The organism is Polaromonas sp. JS666 (genome assembly GCF_900103405.1).
Taxonomy (GTDB): domain Bacteria; phylum Pseudomonadota; class Gammaproteobacteria; order Burkholderiales; family Burkholderiaceae_C; genus Polaromonas.
The window spans coordinates 422,452-446,764 of record NZ_FNHX01000004.1 but is presented as its reverse complement, the minus strand read 5'-3'; the positions used below and the strand labels follow the sequence as shown (position 1 = coordinate 446,764).

Annotated in this window: 22 protein-coding genes; 12 read left to right on the top strand and 10 right to left on the bottom strand. The window is 64.2% G+C overall.

What is annotated here, in order from left to right:
* Positions 1-24: 24 nt before the first annotated feature.
* The 12 genes from BLQ85_RS13155 (at position 25) to nagZ (ending at position 12,216) form a co-directional block, all read left to right on the top strand.
* Positions 25-675: a sigma-E factor negative regulatory protein gene (locus BLQ85_RS13155; RefSeq protein WP_083336847.1), complete on the top strand. Its 651-nt coding sequence runs from the start codon at positions 25-27 to the stop codon at positions 673-675.
* A 36-nt stretch (positions 676-711) separates the two neighbouring features.
* Positions 712-1,725, top strand: coding sequence for a MucB/RseB C-terminal domain-containing protein (locus BLQ85_RS13150; protein ID WP_074577667.1), 1,014 nt, complete (start codon positions 712-714; stop codon positions 1,723-1,725).
* A gap of 66 nt (positions 1,726-1,791) precedes the next feature.
* Positions 1,792-3,249, top strand: coding sequence for a DegQ family serine endoprotease (locus BLQ85_RS13145; RefSeq protein ID WP_007873891.1), 1,458 nt, complete (start codon positions 1,792-1,794; stop codon positions 3,247-3,249).
* A gap of 611 nt (positions 3,250-3,860) precedes the next feature.
* Positions 3,861-5,672, top strand: coding sequence for a translation elongation factor 4 (lepA, locus tag BLQ85_RS13140; protein WP_074577666.1), 1,812 nt, complete (start codon positions 3,861-3,863; stop codon positions 5,670-5,672).
* Positions 5,673-5,683: 11 nt separating this feature from the next.
* Entirely contained in the window at positions 5,684-6,658 is a 975-nt protein-coding gene (lepB, locus tag BLQ85_RS13135) for a signal peptidase I (RefSeq protein WP_074577777.1), read from the top strand.
* 67 nt (positions 6,659-6,725) lie between these two features.
* On the top strand, positions 6,726-7,067 hold the full coding sequence (locus tag BLQ85_RS13130) for a DUF4845 domain-containing protein (RefSeq protein WP_007873894.1): 342 nt from the start codon (positions 6,726-6,728) through the stop codon (positions 7,065-7,067).
* On the top strand, positions 7,068-7,769 hold the full coding sequence (gene rnc / locus BLQ85_RS13125; protein ID WP_007873895.1) for a ribonuclease III: 702 nt from the start codon (positions 7,068-7,070) through the stop codon (positions 7,767-7,769).
* 162 nt (positions 7,770-7,931) lie between these two features.
* A complete protein-coding gene (gene era / locus BLQ85_RS13120; protein ID WP_074577776.1) occupies positions 7,932-8,876 on the top strand; it encodes a GTPase Era in 945 nt (314 codons plus the stop codon).
* A 153-nt stretch (positions 8,877-9,029) separates the two neighbouring features.
* Positions 9,030-9,779, top strand: coding sequence for a DNA repair protein RecO (recO, locus tag BLQ85_RS13115; RefSeq protein ID WP_074577775.1), 750 nt, complete (start codon positions 9,030-9,032; stop codon positions 9,777-9,779).
* 12 nt (positions 9,780-9,791) lie between these two features.
* Positions 9,792-10,598, top strand: a complete 807-nt coding sequence (locus BLQ85_RS13110) for a pyridoxine 5'-phosphate synthase (protein WP_074577665.1) — start codon at positions 9,792-9,794, stop codon at positions 10,596-10,598.
* Between the two features lie 127 nt (positions 10,599-10,725).
* Positions 10,726-11,121 (top strand): holo-ACP synthase, encoded by a 396-nt coding sequence (acpS, locus tag BLQ85_RS13105; RefSeq protein ID WP_074577664.1) that lies wholly within the window; start codon positions 10,726-10,728, stop codon positions 11,119-11,121.
* Between the two features lie 36 nt (positions 11,122-11,157).
* Entirely contained in the window at positions 11,158-12,216 is a 1,059-nt protein-coding gene (gene nagZ, locus BLQ85_RS13100) for a beta-N-acetylhexosaminidase (RefSeq protein ID WP_074577663.1), read from the top strand.
* 19 nt (positions 12,217-12,235) lie between these two features.
* On the opposite strand, the gene BLQ85_RS13095 is transcribed toward nagZ, so the two are convergent.
* The 10 genes from BLQ85_RS13095 to asd form a co-directional block, all read right to left on the bottom strand.
* Positions 12,236-12,769, bottom strand: coding sequence for a YgjP-like metallopeptidase domain-containing protein (locus tag BLQ85_RS13095; RefSeq protein WP_074577662.1), 534 nt, complete (start codon positions 12,767-12,769; stop codon positions 12,236-12,238).
* A gap of 35 nt (positions 12,770-12,804) precedes the next feature.
* Positions 12,805-14,352, bottom strand: coding sequence for a lysine--tRNA ligase (gene lysS / locus BLQ85_RS13090; RefSeq protein ID WP_074577661.1), 1,548 nt, complete (start codon positions 14,350-14,352; stop codon positions 12,805-12,807).
* Positions 14,353-14,503: 151 nt separating this feature from the next.
* Complete coding sequence (locus BLQ85_RS13085) at positions 14,504-15,166, bottom strand: LON peptidase substrate-binding domain-containing protein (RefSeq protein WP_074577660.1); 663 nt, start codon at positions 15,164-15,166, stop codon at positions 14,504-14,506.
* 130 nt (positions 15,167-15,296) lie between these two features.
* On the bottom strand, positions 15,297-16,169 hold the full coding sequence (accD, locus tag BLQ85_RS13080) for an acetyl-CoA carboxylase, carboxyltransferase subunit beta (RefSeq protein ID WP_007866591.1): 873 nt from the start codon (positions 16,167-16,169) through the stop codon (positions 15,297-15,299).
* Between the two features lie 107 nt (positions 16,170-16,276).
* Positions 16,277-17,095 carry a tryptophan synthase subunit alpha gene (trpA, locus tag BLQ85_RS13075; RefSeq protein WP_074577659.1) on the bottom strand — a complete coding sequence of 273 codons (819 nt, stop codon included), beginning with the start codon at positions 17,093-17,095 and terminating at the stop codon, positions 16,277-16,279.
* Positions 17,092-18,360 (bottom strand): tryptophan synthase subunit beta, encoded by a 1,269-nt coding sequence (gene trpB, locus BLQ85_RS13070; protein WP_074577658.1) that lies wholly within the window; start codon positions 18,358-18,360, stop codon positions 17,092-17,094. The genes trpA and trpB overlap by 4 nt, the downstream gene beginning before the upstream one ends.
* The gene (locus BLQ85_RS13065; protein ID WP_139200966.1) at positions 18,338-19,069 is read right to left on the bottom strand and encodes a phosphoribosylanthranilate isomerase; all 732 of its coding nucleotides are present in this window, start codon (positions 19,067-19,069) and stop codon (positions 18,338-18,340) included. The genes trpB and BLQ85_RS13065 overlap by 23 nt, the downstream gene beginning before the upstream one ends.
* Positions 19,066-19,860, bottom strand: coding sequence for a tRNA pseudouridine(38-40) synthase TruA (gene truA / locus BLQ85_RS13060; RefSeq protein ID WP_074577656.1), 795 nt, complete (start codon positions 19,858-19,860; stop codon positions 19,066-19,068). Before truA ends, BLQ85_RS13065 begins: the two co-directional genes overlap by 4 nt.
* A gap of 39 nt (positions 19,861-19,899) precedes the next feature.
* Positions 19,900-22,674, bottom strand: a complete 2,775-nt coding sequence (locus BLQ85_RS13055; RefSeq protein WP_074577655.1) for a FimV/HubP family polar landmark protein — start codon at positions 22,672-22,674, stop codon at positions 19,900-19,902.
* Positions 22,675-22,927: 253 nt separating this feature from the next.
* Complete coding sequence (gene asd / locus BLQ85_RS13050; RefSeq protein WP_074577654.1) at positions 22,928-24,067, bottom strand: aspartate-semialdehyde dehydrogenase; 1,140 nt, start codon at positions 24,065-24,067, stop codon at positions 22,928-22,930.
* Between the last annotated feature and the right edge of the window lie 246 nt (positions 24,068-24,313).

Sequence of the window (24,313 nt, the reverse complement as noted above, 5' to 3'; positions counted from 1 at the left end):
GGCCGCGGCATCCAGGAGCCATCCATGAACCCCACGAACAGCAAAAACATCATGAAACCGTCTATGCAAACCAGCGAACTCATGTCCGCCTTGGCCGATGGCCAACTGGGCGGGGAAGACTTTGCGGCCGCGCTTCACGCCAGCCGGCATGATGATTCAGCGCTTGCGTGCTGGGATACCTATCACCTGATCGGCGATGCGCTACGGTCTGCCCATGGCGCGCGCGGCGCGAACCCGGCATTCCTGAGCCGCCTGAACCAGCGCCTGGCGCAGGAAGCCTCGCCGGCCGCTGCGCCTCGTCCCGTCCAGCCGGCCGTCCAGGATTTGCCCGCGGCCCCGCCTGATCACCGCGGCCAAGCTGCCAACGACGGCGAGTTCCGCTGGAAGCTGGTGGCGGGCTTTGCCTCGCTCGCGGCGGTGTCCGCCATCGCATGGAATGCCGCCGGCCTGCTGACCCCCGCCGCCGCGCCGCAGCTGGCCCAGGCGCCCAGTTCTCCCACTTCTGCCCAGCAGGTGGTGGTGGTCGCCTCGCCGCAAGGCCCGGTGGTGCGCGATGCGCGGCTTGAGGAACTGCTGGCCGCGCACAAACAGCTGGGCGGCACCTCGGCGCTGCAGGAGCCGTCGGGCTTTCTGCGCAATGCCACTTTCGAGACGCCTCGCAATGCAGCGCGCTGAGCGCAGGCTGCACAGCGACCGGGCTTTGGCGACACCATGAACCTCAAGCTACTTCGTCTTCTCGCCCTGGCAGGGTGCACCTTGCCGGCCGTGGGCTATGTAGCGGCACAGGCCACGCCTGCCCCCGCGGCATCTGCCGTGGAATCCCGCAGCATCAACGACTGGCTGATGCGCATGCACGAGGCCTCCCGAAAGCGCTCCTACATCGGCACCTTTGTGGTCTCGTCAGGCGGCGCCATGTCCAGCGCCAAGATCTGGCATGTCTGCGAGGGCGACCAGCAGATGGAGCGGGTCGAAACGCTCACGGGCGCGCCGCGCTCCATCTTCCGCCACAACGACCAGGTGGTCACCTTCATGCCCGACCACAAGGTGGTCCGCAGTGAAAAGCGCGAGTCGCTGGGCATGTTCCCGCAACTGCTGCAGTCTGCCGACGGCCGTATCGCCGATTACTACAAGGTCAAGCAGGAGGGCGCCGAGCGCGTGGCCGGCGTCGAAGCCGACATCGTGCTGCTGGTGCCCAAGGACAGCATGCGCTTTGGCTACCGCGTCTGGACCGAGCAGAAAAAAGGCCTGGTCGTGAAGCTGCAGACGCTGGACACCGACGGCAAGGTGCTGGAGCAGGCGGCGTTTTCCGAGCTGCAGCTCGATGCTCCGGTCAAGATGGACAAGCTGCTGCAGATGATGGGCAAGGTCGACGGCTACCGGGTCGAGAAACCGGTCCTGGTGAAAACCACCGCCAGCGCCGAAGGCTGGGTCCTGAAGGCACCGGTGGCGGGCTTCAAGCCCATGAGCTGCTACAAGCGGCCGGCGACGGCCAACCCGGCGCCCGGCGAAGAACCCCTGCAATGGATTTTTTCGGACGGCCTGGCCTCGGTGTCCATCTTTGTGGAGCCCTTCGACCGGCAACGCCATGAGAGGGAGTCCAGCCTGTCGATGGGCGCCACGCAGACCATCACGCGGCAGCTCGATGCCTATTGGGTCACCGTCATGGGCGAAGTTCCCATGGCCACCCTCAAGCTCTTTGCCAACGGTCTGGAGCGCAAGAAATAATATGCCCCTGGCGTTCCGGCGATGGACCGGATTGCCTGACGACCCCTATTTTTGACGAGGCTGACGATGCTTGAATTGAACTGGAAACCCCTGCGCTCCTGCCTGACAGCCGGTCTGGTGGCGGCTGCCGCAGTCGCCACGCTGGTGCCGGTGGCGCCCGCATGGGCGCAAACCCGCACTTTGCCCGATTTCACGGATCTGGTGGAGCAGGTGGGCCCGTCGGTGGTCAATATCCGCACCCTGGAAAAAGCCAAACCCTCGGCCGGCGGAAGCGCCGACGAGCAGATGCTGGAGTTCTTCAAGCGCTTCGGGATCCCGGTGCCGCCCAATATGCCGCGCGTGCCCCGGCCCGACCGCGGGCAGCCCGACGAAGACCAGCCGCGCGGCGTGGGCTCCGGTTTCATCCTGACGGCGGACGGCTTTGTCATGACCAATGCCCATGTGGTGGAGGGCGCCGATGAGGTTCTCGTCACCCTGGCGGACAAGCGCGAATTCAAGGCCAAGATCATCGGCGCCGACAAGCGCAGCGACGTGGCCGTGGTGAAGATCGAGGCAACCGGCCTGCCGGCCGTCAAGATCGGCGACATCAACCGCCTCAAGGTGGGCGAATGGGTGATGGCCATAGGCTCGCCTTTCGGCCTTGAGAACACCGTGACGGCGGGCATCGTGAGCGCCAAGCAGCGCGACACCGGCGACTACCTGCCCTTCATCCAGACCGACGTGGCCATCAACCCGGGCAACTCGGGCGGCCCGCTGATCAATATGCGCGGCGAAGTGGTCGGCATCAACAGCCAGATCTACTCGCGCTCGGGCGGCTTCCAGGGCATTTCCTTTGCCATTCCCATTGATGAGGCCGCCCGCGTATCCGACCAGCTGCGCAGCAGCGGCAGGGTCACGCGCGGCCGCATCGGCGTGCAGATCGATCAGGTCACCAAGGACGTGGCCGAATCCATAGGCCTGGGCAAGGCGCAGGGTGCTTTGGTCCGCGGCGTTGAAAGCGGCGCACCCGCCGAAAAAGCCGGCATCGAGGCCGGCGACATCATCATCAAGTTCGACGGCAAGCCCATCGAAAAATCCAGCGACCTGCCGCGCATGGTCGGCAACGTGAAGCCCGGCACCAAGGCCGTGGTGACCGTCTTCAGGCGCGGCGCGAGCAAGGACCTCTCGGTCACCATCGGCGAGGTCGAGCCTGAAAAACCGGCGCGCAAGGCTTCGGGCCCTGAACCCAAGGCGCCGGCCGTGGGCGCGGCCCAGGCGCTGGGCCTGGTGGTCAGCGAAGTGAGCGACGCGCAGAAGAAGGAACTCAAGATCAAGGGCGGCGTCAAGGTGGACACGGCCGAAGCCGCGGCTTCGCGTGCCGGCCTTCGCGAAGGCGACGTGATCGTGGCGATCGCCAATTCGGAAATCACCAGCGTCAAGGAATTCGAAGCGGCCCTTGCCAAGATCGACAAGACCAAGGCCATCAACGTGCTGTTCCGCCGTGGTGAATGGGCGCAATACGCGCTGATCCGGCCCGCGCGCTAACCGGCATCGCAGGGGCGGGCCCAGGCTGAATCAACGGGTTCATTCACGTCCGGTCAGGGCCTGTGCCCTGGCGCCGGGTACCCACCCAAAGGCCTGGAAGGCCCCCATACCCTGCTGGGGTTTATGGGTTTTGCCGGTATCCAGGCCTTTTTTAAGCCCTCTCAAAAATATATTTTTCAGCGGCCCGGTACTTGCTTTTTGTTAGTGACTGCTCACAACAAAATCAGGTCACGGACGGATTTCGGTAGAATAGGGGCTTGCCTCTGTGTCTTTTGGATATATCGGGGACTCCAAAATCCCGCTTTCCAACTTGATTTTGGGTAATACACACTGATCCACAGATCACCCACAAGTTGTTCAGAGACATGCAGTTTAAAAATGTGAATAAGTTGTGTATAAGATTCCTGTTGCTAGCCTGCAACGACAAAAATATGGCAATTTCGGGACTGTTCGGCTCTGGCTTTTTGCCTACAATGAAGTTCCAACTATCGCAGTTGCCATAGATTGTTGGTTCAGGGCGCGTCGCTAATCGACGCGCCCTTTTTTATGGCCCCTCGCGAATCGCACCCAATCTCTTCGCAATACTTTCAAGTACTTAGGCGTTCTCGTTGATGAATCACATCAGAAATTTTTCGATCATTGCGCACATTGATCACGGCAAATCCACCTTGGCCGATCGACTCATCCAGCGCTGCGGTGGTTTGCAGGACCGCGAGATGAGCGCGCAGGTTCTGGATTCGATGGACATCGAAAAAGAGCGTGGGATAACCATCAAGGCGCAGACCGCTGCGCTCAAATACAAGGCACTCAACGGCGAGGTTTACAACCTCAATCTGATCGACACGCCGGGCCACGTCGACTTCTCTTATGAGGTCAGCCGCTCGTTGTCCGCATGTGAGGGCGCGCTGCTGGTGGTGGACGCGAGCCAGGGTGTGGAGGCGCAGACCGTCGCCAACTGCTACACCGCGCTGGACCTCGGCGTCGAGGTCGTGCCGGTGCTCAACAAGATGGACTTGCCGCAGGCCGACCCCGAGAACGCCAAGCAGGAAATCGAGGAGGTCATCGGCATCGACGCGACCGACGCGATTCCCTGCAGCGCCAAGACCGGCATGGGCATCGATGAAATCCTGGAGGCCATCGTCGCCCGGATTCCCTCGCCCAAGGGCAACCCCGACGGCCCGCTGCGCGCCATGATCATCGACAGCTGGTACGACGCCTATGTGGGCGTGGTCATGCTGGTGCGCGTGGTCGACGGCCGGCTTGCCAGGGGCGACCGCATCAAGCTGATGGCCAGCGAGGCGATGTACAACGCCGAGCAGCTGGGTGTCTTCACCCCGCACACCGAACCGCGCCAGTCGCTGGAGCCCGGCGAAGTGGGTTTTGTGATCGCCGGCATCAAGGAACTGCAGGCCGCCCGCGTGGGCGACACCGTCACGCTGGTCAAACCCGGCACCGGCGGCGCGGCGTTCACCGCCACCGAGGCGCTGCCCGGCTTCAAGGAGATCCAGCCGGCCGTTTTTGCCGGCCTCTACCCTTCCGAGGCCAGCGAATACGAGTCCCTGCGGGACGCGCTGGAAAAGCTCAAGCTCAACGACGCCTCGCTGCACTACGAGCCGGAGGTCAGCGAAGCCCTGGGGTTCGGCTTTCGCTGCGGGTTCCTGGGCCTGCTGCACATGGAGATCGTCCAGGAGCGGCTGGAGCGGGAGTTCGACCAGGACCTGATCACGACGGCGCCCAGCGTCGTTTATGAGGTGCTCAAGTCCGACGGCGAGACCATCATGGTCGAGAACCCGTCCAAAATCCCGGATGCCGGCCGCGTCAACGAGATCCGCGAGCCCATCGTGACCGTGCACTTGTATATGCCGCAGGATTACGTGGGCGCCGTCATGACGCTGGCCAACCAGAAGCGCGGCATCCAGCTGAACATGGCCTACCACGGCAAGCAGGTCATGCTGACCTACGAGATGCCGCTGGGCGAGATCGTGCTGGACTTCTTCGACAAGCTCAAGTCCGTCTCGCGCGGCTACGCGTCCATGGACTACGAATTCAAGGAATTCCGGGCTTCGGACGTGGTGAAGGTCGACATCCTGCTCAACGGCGAGAAGGTGGACGCGCTGTCCATCATCGTCCACCGCAGCCAGTCGGCCTACCGCGGGCGGGCCGTGGTGGCCAAGATGCGCGAGATCATCTCGCGCCAGCAATTCGACGTCGCGATCCAGGCCGCCATCGGGGCCAACATTATTGCGCGTGAGACAATCAAGGCGCTTCGCAAAAACGTGATCGCCAAATGCTACGGCGGCGATATTTCACGCAAGCGCAAGCTCCTAGAGAAACAAAAAGCGGGTAAAAAACGCATGAAACAAATCGGTTCCGTTGAAGTCCCCCAGGAAGCCTTCCTGGCCATTTTGCAGGTGGAAGACTGATGCGCGGCGCAATGAGCACGATCACGGCCGTGGTGCTGGCGGCCTTTGTGGGTTACGGCGCCGCCTGGTACTTCGGCGCCGTCGAAGGCAACTTCTCCCTGCTGCTGTTCCTGGCATCGGTGGTCACCGGCATCTACTGGCTGGCCGAGCGCTTTTATTTCCTGCCGCAGCGCTACAAGGCCGCCGCGGCGCTCGAGGAAAGCGCCGCCAGGCGCCAGGCCGAGCTGGCCCAACAAGGCATTACCCAGGTCGACAACAACAACCTCGGGGAGGCCCGCGCACGGCTCATCATGCAGCCCTGGTGGCTGGACTGGACCGCCGGCCTCTTCCCGGTGATCGTGGTGGTCTTCCTGCTGCGCTCCTTCCTGTTCGAGCCCTTCAAGATCCCCTCCGGCTCGATGATCCCGACCTTGCTGATCAACGACCTGATCCTGGTCAACAAATTCCACTACGGCGTGCGCCTGCCCGTGCTGAACATCAAGGTCATCAACAACCAGAGCCCGCAGCGCGGCGACGTGATGGTGTTCCGCTACCCGCCCAAACCCAGCCTGGACTACATCAAGCGCGTGGTCGGTGTGCCGGGTGATGAAGTGGCCTACATCAACAAAAAGCTGACCATCAACGGCAAACCCCTGCCCAAGACGCCGCTGCCGGACTTCTTCGACGAGGACGTGCTGCGCTACGCCAAGCAGTTCGAAGAGGTCAACGGTGGCAAGAAGTACCGCCTGCTCAATGACGACACACGGCGCGCCGGGCTGGACGAGCGTGAGGTCATGGACTTTCCTTTCAAGCAAAATTGCCGTTACAGTAGCGAGGGCATGGTCTGCAAGGTGCCTGAGGGGCAGTACTTCATGATGGGCGACAACCGCGATAATTCGCAGGATTCGCGCTATTGGGGCTTTGTCCCGGAGGCCAATATCGTGGGCAAGGCCTTTTTTGTCTGGATGAATTTCGGCAACCTCAAACGTATCGGCTCTTTCGAATAGCAACATGGGCGGCGGTGCCGTCCGGGACGGCGGGCCGGAGGGTTTTCTAGTCAGAGCAGGAGAAAAAATGAAACATCAGCAACGCGGCATTTCCTTCATCGGCCTTCTGTTTTTCTGCGTCATCCTGGTTTGCGCGGGGATTCTGGCCGCCCAGGTTTTCCCCACGCTGGTTGAGCTCCAGGCCATCACCAAGGCCGTCAACAAGGCCAGGGACGGCAATACCGTCGTTGAAGTCCGGACCATCTTCGACAAGGCGGCCCAGATTGACGACATCAAGTCCATCAGCGGCAAGGACCTGGAAGTGACCAAGGACGGTGATAAAACGGTGGTGTCCTTCGCCTACAACAAGGAAATCCACATGGCCGGCCCCGCCTTCTTGCTGCTCAAGTACAGCGGCAAATCCAAATAAGTGCGAGCCAGCGCCACCTCGAGCCCGGGCCTGCCAGCGCTGCAAAAGCGCCTGGAGCATGAGTTCTCCAACCCCAAGCTGCTGCTGCAGGCACTGACGCACCGCAGCTTTTCGTCCGACCACAACGAGCGCATCGAGTTTCTGGGCGATTCCGTCCTGAACCTGGCGGTGGCCGGCCTGCTCTATGAACAACTGAGCGAGCTGCCCGAAGGCGACCTGTCCCGCGTGCGCGCCAACCTGGTCAAGCAGGACACCCTGCACAAGCTGGCGGTCGGGCTGGGCCTGCCCGAGATGGTGCGCCTGGGCGAGGGCGAGGCCAAGTCCGGCGGCCACAAGCGGCCCTCCATTCTTGCCGACGCGCTGGAGGCCGTGATAGGCGCGGTCTACCTCGACGCGGGCTTTGACACCGCCGCCCGGCTGGTGCACCGCCTCTTCAAGGATGTCGAGATCAACCCCCAGATGCAGGCCATCGGCAAGGACCCCAAGACCGAATTGCAGGAGTGGCTGCAAGGGCGCAAAATGAACCTGCCCATCTACCGCGTGGTAGGTACCATGGGTGCCGCCCACAAGCAGACATTCGACGTCGAGTGTGAAATCGCGGAATTCGGGCGGGCCGAGCGCGGCATAGGCGGTTCGCGCCGGGCCGGCGAGCAGGCCGCCGCCGCGGCCATGCTGATGTTTGTCAAGACGCTGGAATCCTGACTCCGCGCCTGCCGCCGCCCAGAGGCTGCGGGCCAACACCCCAAAATTATGAGTACAGGTAAAAAAGAAGCCAAGAAACCCGCGGCCGCACCGGCAGCCGAGCCGAAAAAGCGCCCGGCCAAGGCCCTGGAACCCGTCCAGCCGCCCGATGCGCTCGAAGCCATGCTGGCGCAGGCCCTGTCCTCGCGCGGCGCGGCCGTGCCGGCCGCCGACACGCCGCCCGTGGGCGAGCAGCGCTGCGGCCTGATCGCCATTGTCGGCAAGCCCAACGTGGGCAAGTCCACCCTGCTCAATGCCCTGGTGGGGCAAAAGATCAGCATCACCTCACGCAAGGCCCAGACCACGCGCCACCGCATCACCGGCATGCGCACGGTCAAGGCCACGCAGTTTGTGTTCGTCGACACGCCGGGTTTCCAGACCCGGCACGGCAACGCGCTGAACCGTTCTCTGAACCGCACCGTGGTTGGCGCCGTCAATGACGTGGACCTGATCGTGTTTGTCGTCGAGGCCGGCCAGTTCAACCAGGCCGATGCCAAGGTGCTGGCCCTGCTGCCCGAAAAGACGCCCGCGATCCTGCTGGCCAACAAATTCGACCTGATACACCGGCGCGCCGAGATCGCGCCCTGGCTCAGGGAGATGCAGGAGAGGCACAATTTCGCCGAATTCGTGCCCATGTCGGCCAACAACGCCAGGGACATCGAGCGCCTGTTCGGCATTTGCGAAAAATACCTGCCGGTCCAGCCCTGGATGTATGGCGCCGACGAGCTGACCGACCGCAGCGACCGCTTCATGGCCGCTGAGATCATCCGCGAAAAGCTGTTCCGCCTGACCGGCGACGAGCTGCCCTACACCTCCACCGTGGTCATCGACCAGTACGAGGAAGAGGGCACCCTGCGCAAGATCGCCGCCACCATCATTGTCGAGCGCGACGGCCACAAGGGCATGATCATTGGCGAGAAGGGCGAAAAGCTCAAACGCATAGGCACCGAAGCCCGGCATGAACTCGAAACCCTCACGGGCGGCAAGGTGTTCCTGGAGATCTGGGTCAAGGTCCGCTCGGGCTGGGCCGATGATGAAGCGAGAGTCAAAACCTTTGGCTACGAGTAGCGGAGTTACGGTGCGCCTAGAAATTCGATGGCCGGGATGCAGGCCAAGGCGCCCGGAGCACAGGACACCGGAATGCACTTGGGTGCATGAGGATTCCGAGCACCGCGCAACGCCGGCATGCGCCCGGCCATCGGATTTATAGGCGTACCGGCCATGGCCACCAAACGCATAGGCGATGAGCCGGCCTACGTTCTCCACCGCTACGACTGGAGCGAGTCCAGCCTGATCCTGGAGGTGTTTACCCGCAAGTACGGGCGGGTGGCGCTGGTGGCGCGTGGGGCCAAGAAGCCGAGTTCGAGTTTCCGGCCGATTTTGCTGCCGCTGCAGCCGCTGCATATCGCTTTCGGCGGCGACGCTGAAATTCGCACCCTCAAGAGCGCCGAATGGCAAGGCGGCCATGTGATGCCGACCGGGGATGCGCTGCTGTCGGGCTATTACCTCAATGAGCTGCTGATGCGCCTGCTGGCGCGCGACGATCCGCACCCCGTGCTGTTTGACGCCTATGCGGCCACGGTGCAACTGCTCGCCGCGCAGAGCGCCGAGACCTTGCAACTGGCCTTGCGCGCCTTCGAGCTGCGGCTGCTGCGCGACATCGGCCTTTTGCCGCTGCTGGATCTTGAGACCGCCACGCTGGCGCCGCTGGATCCGGGCATCCGCTATGTGCTGGTGCCCGAGGCGGGCCTGCGGCAGGCGCATGATGACGACCGCGCCAGCTTGCCCGGCGAGCAATGGCAGGCGCTGCAGCAGGCGCTGGGCGACGAGTCCCTGTTTTCCGACACTGTGCGGGCCTGTATACCGGGCTTCAATGAGCTTAAAACCCAGCTGCGCAGCCTCCTGCACTACCATTGTGGCGTCAAGGTCCTGAAAACGCGGCAAATGATGATGGACCTGCAAGCTTTTTAACGAGCCACCGCCATGAAAATCCTTTCGCCCGTTCCCGTCGTCTCCCATGCGCACGACAAGACCGCACTGTCTGTCAATGTCAACAAGGTTGCCTTGCTGCGCAATTCCCGCCACCTGGACATCCCCAGCGTGCTCCGCGCAGCCGAGTTGTGCCTGGAGGCCGGCGCCCAGGGCATCACGGTGCATCCGCGGCCCGACGAGCGCCATATCCGTCCCGACGACGTCTTTGAGCTTGCGGCGCTGATGAAGGACTGGCCCGACCGCGAATTCAACATCGAAGGCAATCCTTTTCAGAACCTCATGGGTTTTGTGCACGACCTGGCCGCCCGCGGCCTGCCGCTGCACCAGTGCACCTTTGTGCCCGACAGCGAAGATCAGTTCACCAGCGACCACGGCTGGAGCTTTCCCGAGGATGCCGAGCGCCTGCGGCCTTTGATCCAGCAGGCGCACGACCGCCGGGTGCGCGTCAGTCTTTTTATGGACCCGGTGCCCCAAGCCATGGCGGCGGCCAAGGCCGTAGGGGCCGACCGCGTGGAGTTTTATACGGAAACCTATGCCCGCGCCTGGCCCGGCCCCGAAAAAGCGCAGGCGCTGGCCCGCTTCACCGCGGCGGCGCAGGCTGCGGCGGCCGCCGGCCTGGGCATCAATGCCGGCCACGACCTGAACCGCGACAACCTCACGGAGTTTGTGCGCGAAGTGCCGGGCGTGCTGGAAGTCTCCATAGGCCACGCCCTGATCGCCGACGCGCTGGAACTGGGCTACGCCGCCACCGTCAGGAGCTATCTGGCCAGCATAGACCGGGCGTTTGCAGCCGCATGATTTCCCGCTACCGTGAAACTACCCTGAAGTACCAGCCTGAGCCGCGGAACCGGCTTTGCCGGGCCGCAGGCGGGCGGCCCCCTCGGGGGGCAGGGAGCCACACGCAGTGGGCGACCGTGGGGGCTCCATGATCTACGGCATCGGCACTGATATTTGCGACGTGCGCCGCATTCGCGCCAGCCTTGACAAGCACGGCGAGCGCTTTGCCAGGAGGATCCTGGCCGACGGCGAACTGGCTACCTGGAAGGCCCGCAGCGCGCGCTGGCCGGACCGCGGCGTCAGCTACCTGGCTACCCGTTTTTCCGCCAAGGAGGCCTTCAGCAAGGCGATAGGCATGGGCATGCGCATGCCCATGACCTGGCGCTCCTGTGAAATCGCCAAGGCCGCCAGCGGCAAGCCCGAAATCGTGCTGCACGGCACGCTCAAAGCCTGGTTCGAGGCGCGCCAGCTCACCGCCCATGTCACCGTCACCGACGAGACCGACTACGCCGCCAGTTTCTGCGTGGTGGAAAAACTCTCCTGACCCCTCAACGGAAGCTCCCAACTCCGGATTTTTCTTATGACCCAGCACGCCCCCCTCATCATCGACATCGCCGGCCATGCACTCACCAAGGCCGACCGCCGGCGCCTGAAACACCCGCTGACCGGCGGCATCATCCTGTTCGCCCGCAACTGGAAGGATCGCCGGCAGCTGTCCGACCTGTGCGCCGAGATCAAGGACATCCGAGAGGATTTGCTGATCTGCGTGGACCACGAAGGCGGCCGCGTGCAGCGCTTCAAGACCGATGGCTTCACTCACCTGCCGCCCATGCGCGAGCTGGGCCTGCTGTGGATGAAAGACCAGCTGGCCGCCACCAATGCCGCCACCGCCTGCGGTTATGTGCTGGGCGCCGAACTGCGCGCCTGCGGCGTCGATTTCAGCTTCACGCCGGTGCTGGACCTCGATTACGGTGAGAGCGGTGTGATCGGCGACCGCGCCTTCGGCCGCGACCCGCGCGTCGTCACGCTGCTGGCCAAGAGCCTGATGCACGGCCTGCTGCAGGCCGGCGTCGCCAACTGCGGCAAGCACTTCCCCGGCCACGGTTTTGTCAAGGCCGACTCCCACACCGACATTCCCGTCGACAAGCGCAGCCTCAAAGCCATACTGGCCGACGATGCCGCGCCTTACGGCTGGCTCAACACCACGCTCAGCAGCGTGATGCCCGCCCATGTGATCTATCCCAAGGTCGATGCCCGGCCGGCCGGTTTCTCCAGCCAGTGGCTGAATTTCATCCTGCGCAGCCAGCTGGGTTTTGGCGGCGCGATTTTCAGCGACGACCTCAGCATGGCCGGCGCCCGCCTGATCGACGGCAAGGAAGTGAGCTACACCGAGGCAGCCGTCACGGCACTCAACGCCGGCTGCGACATGGTGCTGCTGTGCAACCAGTCCGTGGGCGAGGGCCAGCCCGTCGACGAACTGCTGGACGGCATGTCCGAGGCCCTGCTCAAGGGCCAGTGGGAAGCCATGGAAGCCAGCGAGTTGCGGCGCCTGGCGCTGTTGCCGCAGGGCAGGGCGTTTGGCTGGGATGAGTTGATGGTGCAGCCGGCATATATGCACGCGCTTGGGTTGATTCCCTGACGCTGCCGCCTCCTGCGCCTCAGGCCGCCTGGCTTCCCGGCCAGGCCAGCTTCCCCACCGCGTCCACGTGCGTGAGGTAGACCCGCAAATCAAACTCGTACTGGTGATACTGCGGCTCCATGTGCGTGCACAGCTGGTAGAAAGCCTTGTCATGGGCTCGCTCCTTGATGTGGGCCAGCTCATGCACCGTGATCATGCGCAGGAACTCCGCCGGCACATCCTTGAACAAGGTGGCGACGCGGATCTCGCGTTTGGCCTTGAGTTTGTTGCCCTGCACGCGTGAGACGGTGGTGTGCGTGCCCAGCGCGTGGGCGATCACGTGGAGCTTGCTGTCGAAAGCCACCTTGGACAGCGGTTCGGAGCTGCGCAGGAAATCGTTCTTGAGTTCCATCACGTAGTCGTACAGTGCCTTGTCGGTCCGCACGCCGTGGCCCTGGGGGTATTTGGCGAGTAGCACCTCGCCCAGCCGGCCCTGGTCCAGCAATTGCTGAACCTGGACCCGCAGGTTTTCGGGATAGCCGGCGAGGTATTTCAAAGGGGAGGCACTGGCCATGAGGAGTTCAGGCCGGGCGCCTCATCGGTCCGGCTTCAGACCTCGCGGCGCAGGGCAGGGAACAAGATCACGTCGCGAATGCTGGGGCTGTCCGTCAGCAGCATCATCAGGCGGTCAATGCCCACGCCGCAGCCGCCGGTGGGGGGCATGCCGTATTCGAGGGCGCGCACGAAGTCGTGGTCGTAGAACATGGCTTCGTCGTCGCCGCTGTCCTTGGCCGCGACCTGTGCGTTGAAGCGGGCGGCCTGCTCTTCGGCGTCGTTGAGCTCGCTGAAGCCGTTGCCGAATTCGCGGCCGGTGATGTAGAGCTCAAAGCGCTCGGTCACTTCGGGCCGGCTGTCATTGGCGCGCGCCAGCGGCGAGATTTCCGTCGGGTGTTCCATGATGAAGGTCGGCTGCCAGAGCTTTTCCTCGACCAGTTCCTCGAAGTACAGCACCTGCAGGCTGGCCAGCGAACGCGTCGAGAGCCGGTCTTTTTCCTCGTTCATGCCCAGCTTTTTGAGGGCATTGGTCAGCCAGGCGGCGTCGTCGACATGGTCGCCGGCTTCGGTGTGCTTGAGGATGGCTTCGCGTATTGTGAGGCGGGCAAAGGGCTTGGCGAGGTCGATTTTTTCTTCCTTGCCGCCGTAGCTCAGCTGCAGCGTGCCCACGGCTTTTTGCGCCGCGTCGCGGATCAGCGCCTCGGTGAAGTCCATGAGGTCGTTGTAGTCCCAATAGGCCGCATAGAACTCCATCATGGTGAATTCGGGGTTGTGCCGCACCGAGATGCCCTCGTTGCGGTAGCTGCGGTTGATCTCGAAGACGCGGTCAAAACCCCCGACGATCAGGCGCTTGAGGTAGAGCTCGGGCGCGATGCGCAGGAACATCTCCTGGTCCAGCGCATTGTGGTGCGTCTTGAAGGGTTTGGCATTGGCGCCGCCCGGGATGGGGTGCAGCATGGGCGTCTCGACCTCGAGGAAGTCGTGCTTGACCATGAATTCGCGGATCGAGCTGACGGCCTTGCTGCGCGCGGTGAAACGCTTGCGTGCCTGCTCGTCGGTGATCAGGTCGACATAGCGCTGGCGGTATTTCTGTTCCTGGTCGGCCATGCCGTAAAAATCGCCGGGCAGGGGACGCAGGCTCTTGGTCAGCAGGCGCACGCTGGTGGCATGGATGGACAGCTCGCCGGTTTTGGTCTTGAAGACCTTGCCTTCGGCCGCCACGATATCGCCCAGGTCCCAGTGCTTGAAGGCGGCATACAGTTCTTCGCCTATCTCGTCGCGCGTGAGGAAAATCTGGATGCGCCCGGTGCTGTCCTGCAGGGTGGCAAAACTCGCCTTGCCCATCACGCGCTTGAGCATCATGCGGCCGGCGACCTTGGCGGGAATCGCCTCGGCGGCCAGCGCCTCGCCGTCCTTGTCGCCGTGCGCGGCGTGCAGCTTGCCCGCATGGTCGGCCGGCTTGAAGTCGTTCGGGAAGGCCACGCCTTTGCCGTCCGCCTGGTCTTTGCGCAAGGCCTTGAGCTTTTCGCGGCGCTCGACGATCAGCTTGTTCTCGTCTTGTGGCGCGGGGGTGGCGGTGGGCGTGTTCGGCTGGTTGGACATAAGGTCAAGGTTTCCGGAAAGAGGTCGAAAGGTGCCGGGCGCCCGGCCCACGCGAGGTGGGCCCGAAAAGCGCCGAATTGTCGATTTTAAGTTTTTACAGGGGTGTTTTGGCCCGGCTGCCTGAAAAGGCATTCGAGATGGCCAACAGGCCCTAAAGCGCGATGCCGGTGCGCTCCAGGATGTCGCTCACCAGTTCCAGCCGCATCAGGGGGTTGTCCAGCTGCATCAGGCGCTGCTTGAGTTCCAGGGGGATGGGCAGCAGTTCGCACCAGCGGTTGGAAACCCAGCCGCAGTCGTCCAGCCGGTAGGGCGACTGCAGCGGCATCTGGGCCTGCGGAATGTCGCGCACTTGCAGGCTTTTGATCAGCCTGCCCAGCGCGTCGGCCGCGGCTTGCAGGTCGGGCGGAATGGCGACGGGCTGATCGTCTTCCAACCGGGTGACGTCGGCGATCCACAGGCCGTGCTTGAGTTTTTCGCGGCGGGAGATTTCAAAGCGTTGCGCACCGGTGCAGCGTATGGCCATCAGGCCCGGCTGGGGGATGGAGAACTCGGTGATGGTGGCCAGGGTGCCCACGCTGCTGAAGGTCTCGTGCGCAAAGCCGTCGCCCGTCGGAGCACCGGCATCGGCGGGGCGGAGGACCTCGGATCCTTCGATGAGCGAAACCACGCCGAAGGGCGCGCCGGCCTTGTGGCACTTGCCGATCATGTCGAGGTAGCGGACCTCAAAAATGCGCAGCGGCAAGACACCGCCGGGGTACAGCACCGCACCCAGCGGAAACAGGGGAAGGGAGCTCAGGGTCAAGGCTTCTGACATGGTCTCATCGTGCTTTGGGGTGCCGTGAACCACATCATCCCATGTGACCCGCGCTGCGAACTTTTCGTGCGGCTAATACGCCTTGCTTGAGGGGCTTTTCGGGGGGGGAGAGGCAGGGCTTGCCGGTTTCTCAGCTGACGGCATCCGCAGGCTGGCGCAGCAGCATGGCCAGCGAGTTGGCCACGGTCTTGCGCAGTTCCCTGCGGTCGCAGATGAAGTCGATCGCACCCTTGGTCTGCAGGAATTCGGCGCGCTGGAAACCTTCCGGCAGCGTCACGCGCACGGTCGATTCAATCACGCGAGGCCCGGCAAAACCGATCAGGGCTTTGGGTTCGGCAATGACAACATCGCCGACAAAGGCGAAGCCGGCGCTCACCCCGCCCATGGTCGGGTCGGTCAGCACGCTGATGTAAGGCAGGCCTTTTTTGGCCAGGCGCGTCAGGGCGGCATTGGTTTTGGCCATCTGCATGAGGCTGAGCAGGCCTTCCTGCATACGCGCGCCGCCGGTGGCGGTAAAGCAGATGAAGGGGACTTTTTGTTCAATGGCCGCGTGCACGCCGCGCACAAAGCGCTCGCCCACCACGCTGCCCATGCTGCCGCCCATGAAGTCGAACTCAAAGCAGGCCACAACCACGCCTATGCTGTGCACCGCGCCGCCCATGACGACCAGCGCATCGGTTTCCTGGGTGTTTTCCAGGGCTTCTTTCAGGCGTTCCGGGTATTTGCGGCTGTCCTTGAACTTCAGGGCATCGACCGGCAGCACTTCCTGGCCCAGCTCGTAACGGCCTTCCGGGTCCAGGAAAGCGTCCAGCCGAGCGCGCGCGCCTATGCGGTGGTGGTGACTGCACTGCGGGCAGACGTTCTGGTTTTTTTCCAGGTCGGTTTTGTAAAGCACAGCCTCGCAGCTCGGGCACTTGATCCACAGGCCCTCGGGCACCTGGCGGCGTTCCGTCGGGTCGGTGGGGCTGATTTTGGGGGGGAGAAGTTTTTCTAGCCAAGACATGAAGTCAGTCCTTGTGGTGTCGGGCGGCGCCTGGGGCTTGCCGGGCGAAAAGCGCAATTATGCGCCGGTTTGCCCGGTGTCCGGCCCCAGGCCGGCCTGCTTGAAAGTCAGTCCAAAGCAGTACGGATTTCCTGCAAAAACGCCTGCGCGGTGGCGGCCACCTTGTCGCGCGGCTGGTTTTCGATCAGCTGGATGATTTTGCTGCCTATGACCACGGCATCGGCCACCTTGCCGATGGCCTTGGCCGTGGCGGCGTCGCGTATGCCGAAGCCCACGCCCACGGGCACGTTCACATGCTTGCGTATGCGCGGCAGCGTGGCTTCGACGGCCCCTACGTCCAGCGTGCCGGCGCCCGTCACGCCCTTGAGCGAGACGTAGTAGACATAGCCGCTGGCGACTTCGGCCACCTGGGCCATGCGCGCGTCGGTGCTGGTGGGCGCCAGCAAAAAGATCAAATCCATGTTGTGCGCGCGCAGCCGGGCGGCGAATTCCACGCATTCCTCGGGCGGGTAGTCGACGATGAGCACACCGTCCACGCCGGCCTGGGCGGCGTCGCGGATGAAAGCGCTTTCCGTTTTGCCGCCGCCGTGTTTGATGTCGTAGCGCTCCACGGGGTTGGCGTAACCCATCAGGACCACCGGCGTGCTGCTGTCTTTGCTGCGGAACTGGCGCACCATGTCCAGCACCTGGGCCAGGCCTATGCCGAAGGACAGGGCTTTGTCGCCGGCTTTCTGGATCACCGGACCGTCGGCGCTGGGGTCGGAAAACGGCACGCCCAGCTCGATCACGTCGGCGCCGCCGGCCACCATGGCATGCATCAGCTCCGGCGTGACGTCGGCAAAGGGAAAGCCCGCGGTGACGTAAGGAATCAAGGCCTTGCGGCCCTGGCTTTTGAGTGTGGAAAAGGTGGCGGCAATGCGGCTCATGGCTGTACCTCGCTACCCTTTGCGCCGCCCTTGACCGAAAGGCCTCGCATGGACGGCCGGTCGTAAAAGTCGGCACCCGAAAGGTCGGCCACCGTGCCTATGTCCTTGTCGCCCCGCCCCGAAAGGCAGACGAGCAGGCTCTGGTCGCTACGCATGCTGCGCGCCATCTTCATGGCGCAGGCCACGGCATGGCTGGATTCCAGTGCGGGAATGATGCCTTCGGTGCGGCACAGGTAATGGAAAGCTTCCAGCGCTTCCTTGTCGGTGATGCCGACATATTCAGCGCGGCCTATGTCTTTCAGGAAGGCGTGTTCCGGGCCCACGCCGGGGTAATCCAGCCCGGCGCTGATGCTGTGGGTCTCGGTGACCTGGCCGTCCTCGTTTTGCAGCACATAAGTGCGGTTGCCGTGCAGCACGCCGGGCAGGCCGCGCTGCAGCGAAGCCGAATGCTTGCCGCTTTCCAGGCCCTCGCCGGCGGCCTCGACGCCGATCAGGCGGGTTTTGGCGTGCTGGATATAGGGATGGAAGATGCCCATGGCATTGCTGCCGCCGCCCACGCAGGCGATCACCGCGTCGGGTTGTTTGCTGCCGATGAATTCCGGCATCTGCTGCAGGCATTCGGCGCCGATCACGCTCTGGAAGTCGCGCACCATCATGGGATAAGGGTGGGGGCCGGCCACCGTGCCTATGATGTAGAAGGTGTTGTCCACGTTGGCGACCCAGTCGCGCATGGCCTCGTTGAGCGCGTCTTTCAGCGTCTTGCTGCCGCTTTCGACCGGCACCACCGTGGCGCCCAGCAGGTTCATGCGGTAGACATTGGGGCTCTGGCGCTTGACGTCTTCGCTGCCCATGTAGACCACGCACTCCAGGCCGTAGCGCGCGCAGATGGTGGCGGTGGCCACACCGTGCTGGCCGGCGCCGGTCTCGGCGATGACGCGCGGCTTGCCCATGCGGCGCGCCAGCATGGCCTGGCCTATGGTGTTGTTGATCTTGTGCGCGCCGGTGTGGTTGAGGTCCTCGCGCTTGAGGTAGATCTGCGCGCCGCCCTGTTCGCGGCTCATGCGCGCGGCATGGTAGATCGGGGAAGGGCGGCCCACGAAATGCGCCAGCTCGGAATGGAATTCGGCGATGAATTCCGGGTCGTGCTGGTATTTGGCGTAGGCGGCCTTGAGTTCGTTGATCGCGTGGGTCAGCGTTTCCGAAACGAAACTGCCGCCGTAAATTCCGAAATGGCCTGAAGCGTCAGGCTGGTGGTACTCGTACATGATGGGGACTCTTTGCAAGTAACTCGTCGGCGGCGCGCACGGCCGCGACGAATTGGTTGATTTTGTCGGCGCTTTTGACTCCCTTGGAAATCTCGACGCCGGAACTGACATCAACGGCCAGCGTTGTGCAACGCGGCCTGACTTGCGAAATGCCATCGATCACGTTTGCAGGCGTCAATCCACCAGACAAAACGAGGTGAGCGTTGACGTTTGGAGGAAGAAGTGACCAATTGAATGTTTTCCCGCCGCCGCCATAACCCTCGACATGGGCGTCGAGGAGGATGGCTTGTGCGGCCTTGAAGTCCTGGGCGTATTTTACGAGATCAAAGCCGCCCGGGTTGCCCTGGGTGTTTGGGGCGGCTTTTTCATCAAGCGGAATGCGCGCCGCGCGCATAAAGGGCCGGCCGGCCTGCAGGCAGGTTTCGGGCGTTTCGTCCCCGTGAAATTGCAGAAAAGCCGTGGGCATGAGGGCGCAGGCGGCGCTGATGCGGGCCGTGGGCGCGTTGACGAAGAGCAGCACCGGGGTCACAAAGGGCGGCAGGCGGCGGGCCAGTTCGGCGGCGCGTTCGGCCGTCACATGGCGCGGGCTGGCCTCGTACATCACAAAACCGACCGCGTCCGCCCCGGCCGCCACGGCGGCATCCACGTCTTCCTCGCGGGTCAGGCCGCAGATTTTGATGCGGGTACGGGTAATTGGTGTCGGCGTCATGGCAGCCAATCATAGGCCGCCGTGCGACTTGGCAGGCCATAGTGGTCTTCATACACCGGCCCCAGGAAGTACAAACCATCAGGCGAGAACGTGGGCGCGGCTGCGTCGCGGCTGCGCGCAGCCATCACGCCGGCCAGCCAGTCCGGCGGGTAGCTGCCCTGGCCTATGGCGACCAGGCAGCCCATGATATTGCGGATCATGTGGTGCAAAAAGGCGTTGGCTTCGAACTCGAAGCGCCAGTACCGGGCTCCCGGCTCCCCACGGTGCGAGATCGTGATGCGCTTGATGGTTTTGACCGGGGACTTGGCCTGGCATTGCGCGGCCCGGAAGGAGCTGAAATCATGCTCGCCGACCAGGTGAGTGGCGGCCTGGCGCATGGCCGTCTCGTCCAGCGGCCGGTAGACCCAGCCGACGCGCCCGGCTTCCACGCTGGGCCGCACCGGCGACTCCAGCACCACGTAAGCATAGCGGCGCGCGATGGCGCTGCCGCGGCAATGGAATTCGTCCGGGACTTCGCGCGCCCACTGCACGGCGATGTCGGTCGGCAAAAAGGTGTTGGTGCCGCGCACCCAGGAGGCGATGTCGCGCTGCAGCAGGGTGTCGAAGTGCACGACCTGCATGAGGCCGTGCACGCCGGCGTCGGTGCGGCCGGCGCACAGCGTGCGGATCGGCTGGGCGGCGAATTTGCCGAGCGCCAGCTCCAGCTTGTCCTGGACCGTGTTGCCCGAAAGCTGGCTCTGCCAGCCTTCGTAGCCGCTGCCGCTATAGCTGATGCCAAGTGCGATCCTCACAGGCGGGCACGCAGTGAACGCAGCGCGTTCAGGCTGCGCTCACGACAGGGCGTTCAGGAAGGCCTGTGCCTTGACCTTCAGCGGGCCCTTGGCTTCGGCCATCACTTCTTCGGCCAGGGACCTGGCGCCATCGGAATCGCCGAGCGAACGGAATTCCTCGGCCAGCAGGAATTTGGTTTCCAGCGGGTCTCCGGACATGGACAAGGCTTCCTCGGGATGGGCAGGGCTTTCCGTGGTGGGGCCGTTGAGGTCCAGCGACAGCGAACCGAGGTCGAATTCCAGCATGCCGTTGTCAGCCGCCGGTGCCGGAGCTGCCGCTGGCGCAGGGGCCGGCGCGGGCGCCGCCGCCTTCACGGGGGCGGGTGCCGGTGCCGGTTTGGGCGCTGGTGTGAACGGCTCGGGCGTGAAGTTCAGGCCTTCATCGAGGAAAGAGGCCTCGGGCGCGGCGGCGGGTTTGGCGGCCGGCGGCGTGGCCGTCGGGAGCGCTACCGTGGCGCTGCTGAAATCCATGTTCAGGGGAGCGGGTTCCGGCGCCTTCATGGCCACCGTGGGCTCGACGCGCACGGGTGCCGGCGGCGGAGGCGGCGGGGCCGAGATGGCGGCCGGCGTGGTCGGCTCACTGGGTTCGTCACCGAGCGAGAAGTCCAGGTCGAGGTCGACATCCACGGAAGGCGTGGGCGCGGGGACGTGCGCCGGTTGTGCCACCATGGCCACGGTGCCGCCCGGGCTGAAGGCCGAGGTGCTGCCGCCATGGCCGGCGCCGGCGGGCTGCCCGCCCGGCTGGTACATCGGGTTGGCGGGGTCGAGTTCGCGGCCCATTTCGGTGATGTAGGCCCACTCGGGACCGCTACCGTGGGTGAGGTTGAAAGCCTCGATGGCGACGGTCTCAAACGCCTTGCTGTCACGGCGCTTGGCGTAGATTTCCATCAGCTTGGCATGGATGGCCACGCGCATCGGGCTGGTGCGCATGGCTTCCTTGAGGATTTCCTCGGCCTGCAGGTCGCGTCCATAGGCCAGGTACACATCGGCTTCGGCTACGGGGTCGACGTCGCCAGCGGCATCCAATTGACTGGGCGAATACACCAGGGACGAGCCTGTGGCGTTGCCTTCATTCGTGTCAATCCTTTGGCCGCCGCTGGCGCCGAAAAAAGAATCGGGCTGCAGCCTGCTTTCGAGGAAGGAACTGTCGACCTGGGCCGCGCCGCCGCGCTGGCGGTAGCGGTAAAAGCCGAAACCGGCGAGCAGCAACAGCAGGCCGCCGGCGATGGGCAGTATCAGCGGGTTGTCGAGGAGTTCGTCGACCAGGCTGGGTTCAGGCGGTGGCGGCGGTGCTGCCACGGGTTTTTTGGCGGCAGCCACAGGCGGCGTGACCGCGGCGCTGGCGGCCGGGGCCGGCTCGGAGGCCGCAGCTACCGGGGCGGGGCTGGCGGAGGCGGAGGCCGCCGCCACAGGGGCAGAAGTGGCTGCTGCGGGAGCGGACGCGGCGGCTGCCGGCGCCGGCGCGCTACCGGCAACTGCCGGCGGTGTGACGGCGGCAGCGGTCGGTGCCGATGCCGGCTTGCTGGCCGGGGCGGACGCGGCAGGGGTGGTTGCCGCGGCAGGAGCCGGTGCGACCGCTGGGGCCGGCACGCTGGCGGGCGCGGGAACGGCGACGCCGGGGGCTTTGGCCGCACTGGCGGCGGGCGCTGCCGCGGGAGCCGCACCCAGCTTGTTCAGTTCGCTGATGTTCTTGGACAGTTCGGCCACCCGCGTGGAGGCTTCCTTGGCCTGGCGTTCCTTGGCGATCTTGTCTTCGGCCGCCGTCGGGGCCGCCTTGCCCTGGACCGCGCCCTTGGAGAGGGTCAGCTTGTCGGGTGTGCTGCTGGCGGGTGCGCGGTCTTCGACCTTGGCCTGCACCTTGCCGCCGGCCTGGCGGTCGGCGCTGGCCACCTGGGTGGCCGGCACGCCTTCGGCCAGTTTGCGGCGGAAGCTGTTGAAGTCCTTGCTTTGCGCGACGATGGTCTGGCTGGCTTCACCGGCGGCAATCGCGCTGGCCGTTTCGGCGCTCGGGATGTCCAGCACGGCGCCGGATTTGATGCGGTTCACGTTGCCGCCGATGAAGGCGTCCGGGTTGCTGCGCAGCAGGGCCACCAGCATCTGGTCCAGCGACACGCTGGCGGGCTTGTTCTGGGCGGCGATCTTGCCGGCGGTGTCGCCGCTCTTGACGGTAACCTGTTTGTCACCGCCGGCGGGCACTTTCTCGAGGGGCGCGGCAGGGGCCTTGGCGACCGGCGCGGGCCGGGTGCTGGGGCCGGCCGGCGGCGAGTAGGGAATGGAGGCAATGCCCTTGGCGGGCGGCGCCGCGGGGCGGGACGACAGGACCGGCGCGGTAGGCGCGGCTGCGGAGCTGCCCGAGCGCAGGGCCGGCGGGTCGAACAGCATGGTGTAGTCGCGCGTGATACGGCCGTTGGCCCAGCTGGCTTCCAGGATCAGGTCGACAAAAGGCTCGGTGACGGGGCGGCTGCTGCTCAAGCGCAGAAAGGAGCGGCCGTCGGGGCGCCGCTGCAGGCTGACCTCGACGCCGGAAACCACGCTGCCGTATTCAAGCCCTGCGGCCTTGAAGGTATCGGGTGGGGCCACGCCAGCCTTGAGGCTGGACGCTTCATCGGGCCTGATGTCGGCAATCTCGATTTCCGCGCGAAGGGGCTCGCCCAATGCCGACTGAACTGTGATCCGGCCCAGCGCGAGCGCGTGGGCTTCCAGACTTGCCAGGCTGCCGAGCAGTGCAATGGCACTTGCCAGGGCGCCTATGCGCCAACGACCGCGATTATTCATGGGGTTGTGAGCCTCCAGTGCTCGGTCTGCATGTAACTTTATTCTGCTTATGCGCACAAAAACCTCGATGCGAATTTTCGAAAAACAACCTTAACATCAAGGCATTAGGCTGACAAGCTAAGACACCACTTAAGTTTTGACACAGCGAGTTAGCAGCAACTTACAAGTTTCGGATGTTGTCTGACGACAACGTCCTGTGACATGTAGTTACGGATGGGCGGCTGCATGTTGGCAGCCGCTCACCTTCATTATTTCAGGCCTGCAGCAGGATGCGCAGCATGCGGCGCAGCGGCTCGGCGGCGCCCCACAGCAGCTGGTCGCCCACCGTGAACGCACCCAGGTAGTCGGGGCCCATGGCCAGCTTGCGCAGCCGGCCCACCGGGATCTGCATGGTGCCGGTGACGGCCACGGGTGTGAGGTCCTTGATGGAAGCTTCGCGCGTGTTGGGCACGACTTTGACCCACTCGTTGTCGGCTGCGATCATGGCCTCGATGTCGGCCAGCGGCACGTCCTTCTTGAGCTTGAAGGTCAGCGCCTGGCTGTGGCAGCGCATCGCGCCTATGCGCACACAGAAGCCGTCCACGGGGGTTTCGGCCGTGCCGAAGCTCGCGCCCTGGCCCAAGATCTTGTTGGTCTCGGCGCCGCCCTTCCATTCTTCCTTGCTCATGCCGTTGCCCAGGTCCTTGTCGATCCAGGGAATCAGCGAGCCGCCCAGCGGCACGCCGAAGTTGGCGGTCTCACTGGTGCTCAAGCCCTGTTGTTTGGCCAGGATGCGGCGGTCGATTTCAAGGATGGCGGACTTGGGGTCGTCCAGCAGCGAGCGGACTTCGCTGTTGAGCGTGCCGAACTGCGTGAGCAATTCGCGCATGTGCTGCGCGCCGCCGCCCGAAGCCGCCTGGTAGGTCATGCTGGTCATCCACTCGACCAGGCCGGCCTTGTACAGCGCGCCCACGCCCATCAGCATGCAGCTGACCGTGCAGTTGCCGCCAATCCAGTTGCTGCCGCCCTTGGCCAGCGCGTTCTGGATCACCGGCAGGTTGACCGGGTCCAGGATGATGACGGCGTCGTCGTTCATGCGCAGCGTGGAGGCCGCGTCTATCCAGTGGCCCTTCCAGCCGGCCGCGCGCAGCTTGGGGAAGACTTCGGAGGTGTAGTCGCCGCCCTGGGCCGTGATGATGACGTCGCACTTCTTGAGCGCTTCAATGTCAAAGGCGTTTTTGAGCGTGGTCTCGTTCTTCGCCTGGGCGGGGGCTTTGCCGCCCGCGTTGGAGGTCGAAAAGAACACCGGCTCGATCAGGTCGAAATCGCCCTCGGCCTGCATGCGGTCGATCAGGACCGAGCCGACCATGCCGCGCCAACCGACGAGCCCTGTGAGATTGCCTTTGAGTTTCATTGGAACTGCCCCTTCAAAAAGTCAAAAATATGGCTTTTGGGCCCGGCTCATCGAGCCGGCAGGGCACGACGAACCAGGCTTGCTAGCCTTTAATGGTGGTCGTTTTGGTGATCTGGGCAAAAACCGGCGCGCCATGACCCGCGCGCAGGGCGGCGGGGCAGTGGGTGAAAGCGGGGTTTTTGCGCATAGGTGTCGATTGTAGCCAGGCTTGGCTTTGACTAGGCTGACAGCTGCCTCAAACCGTCG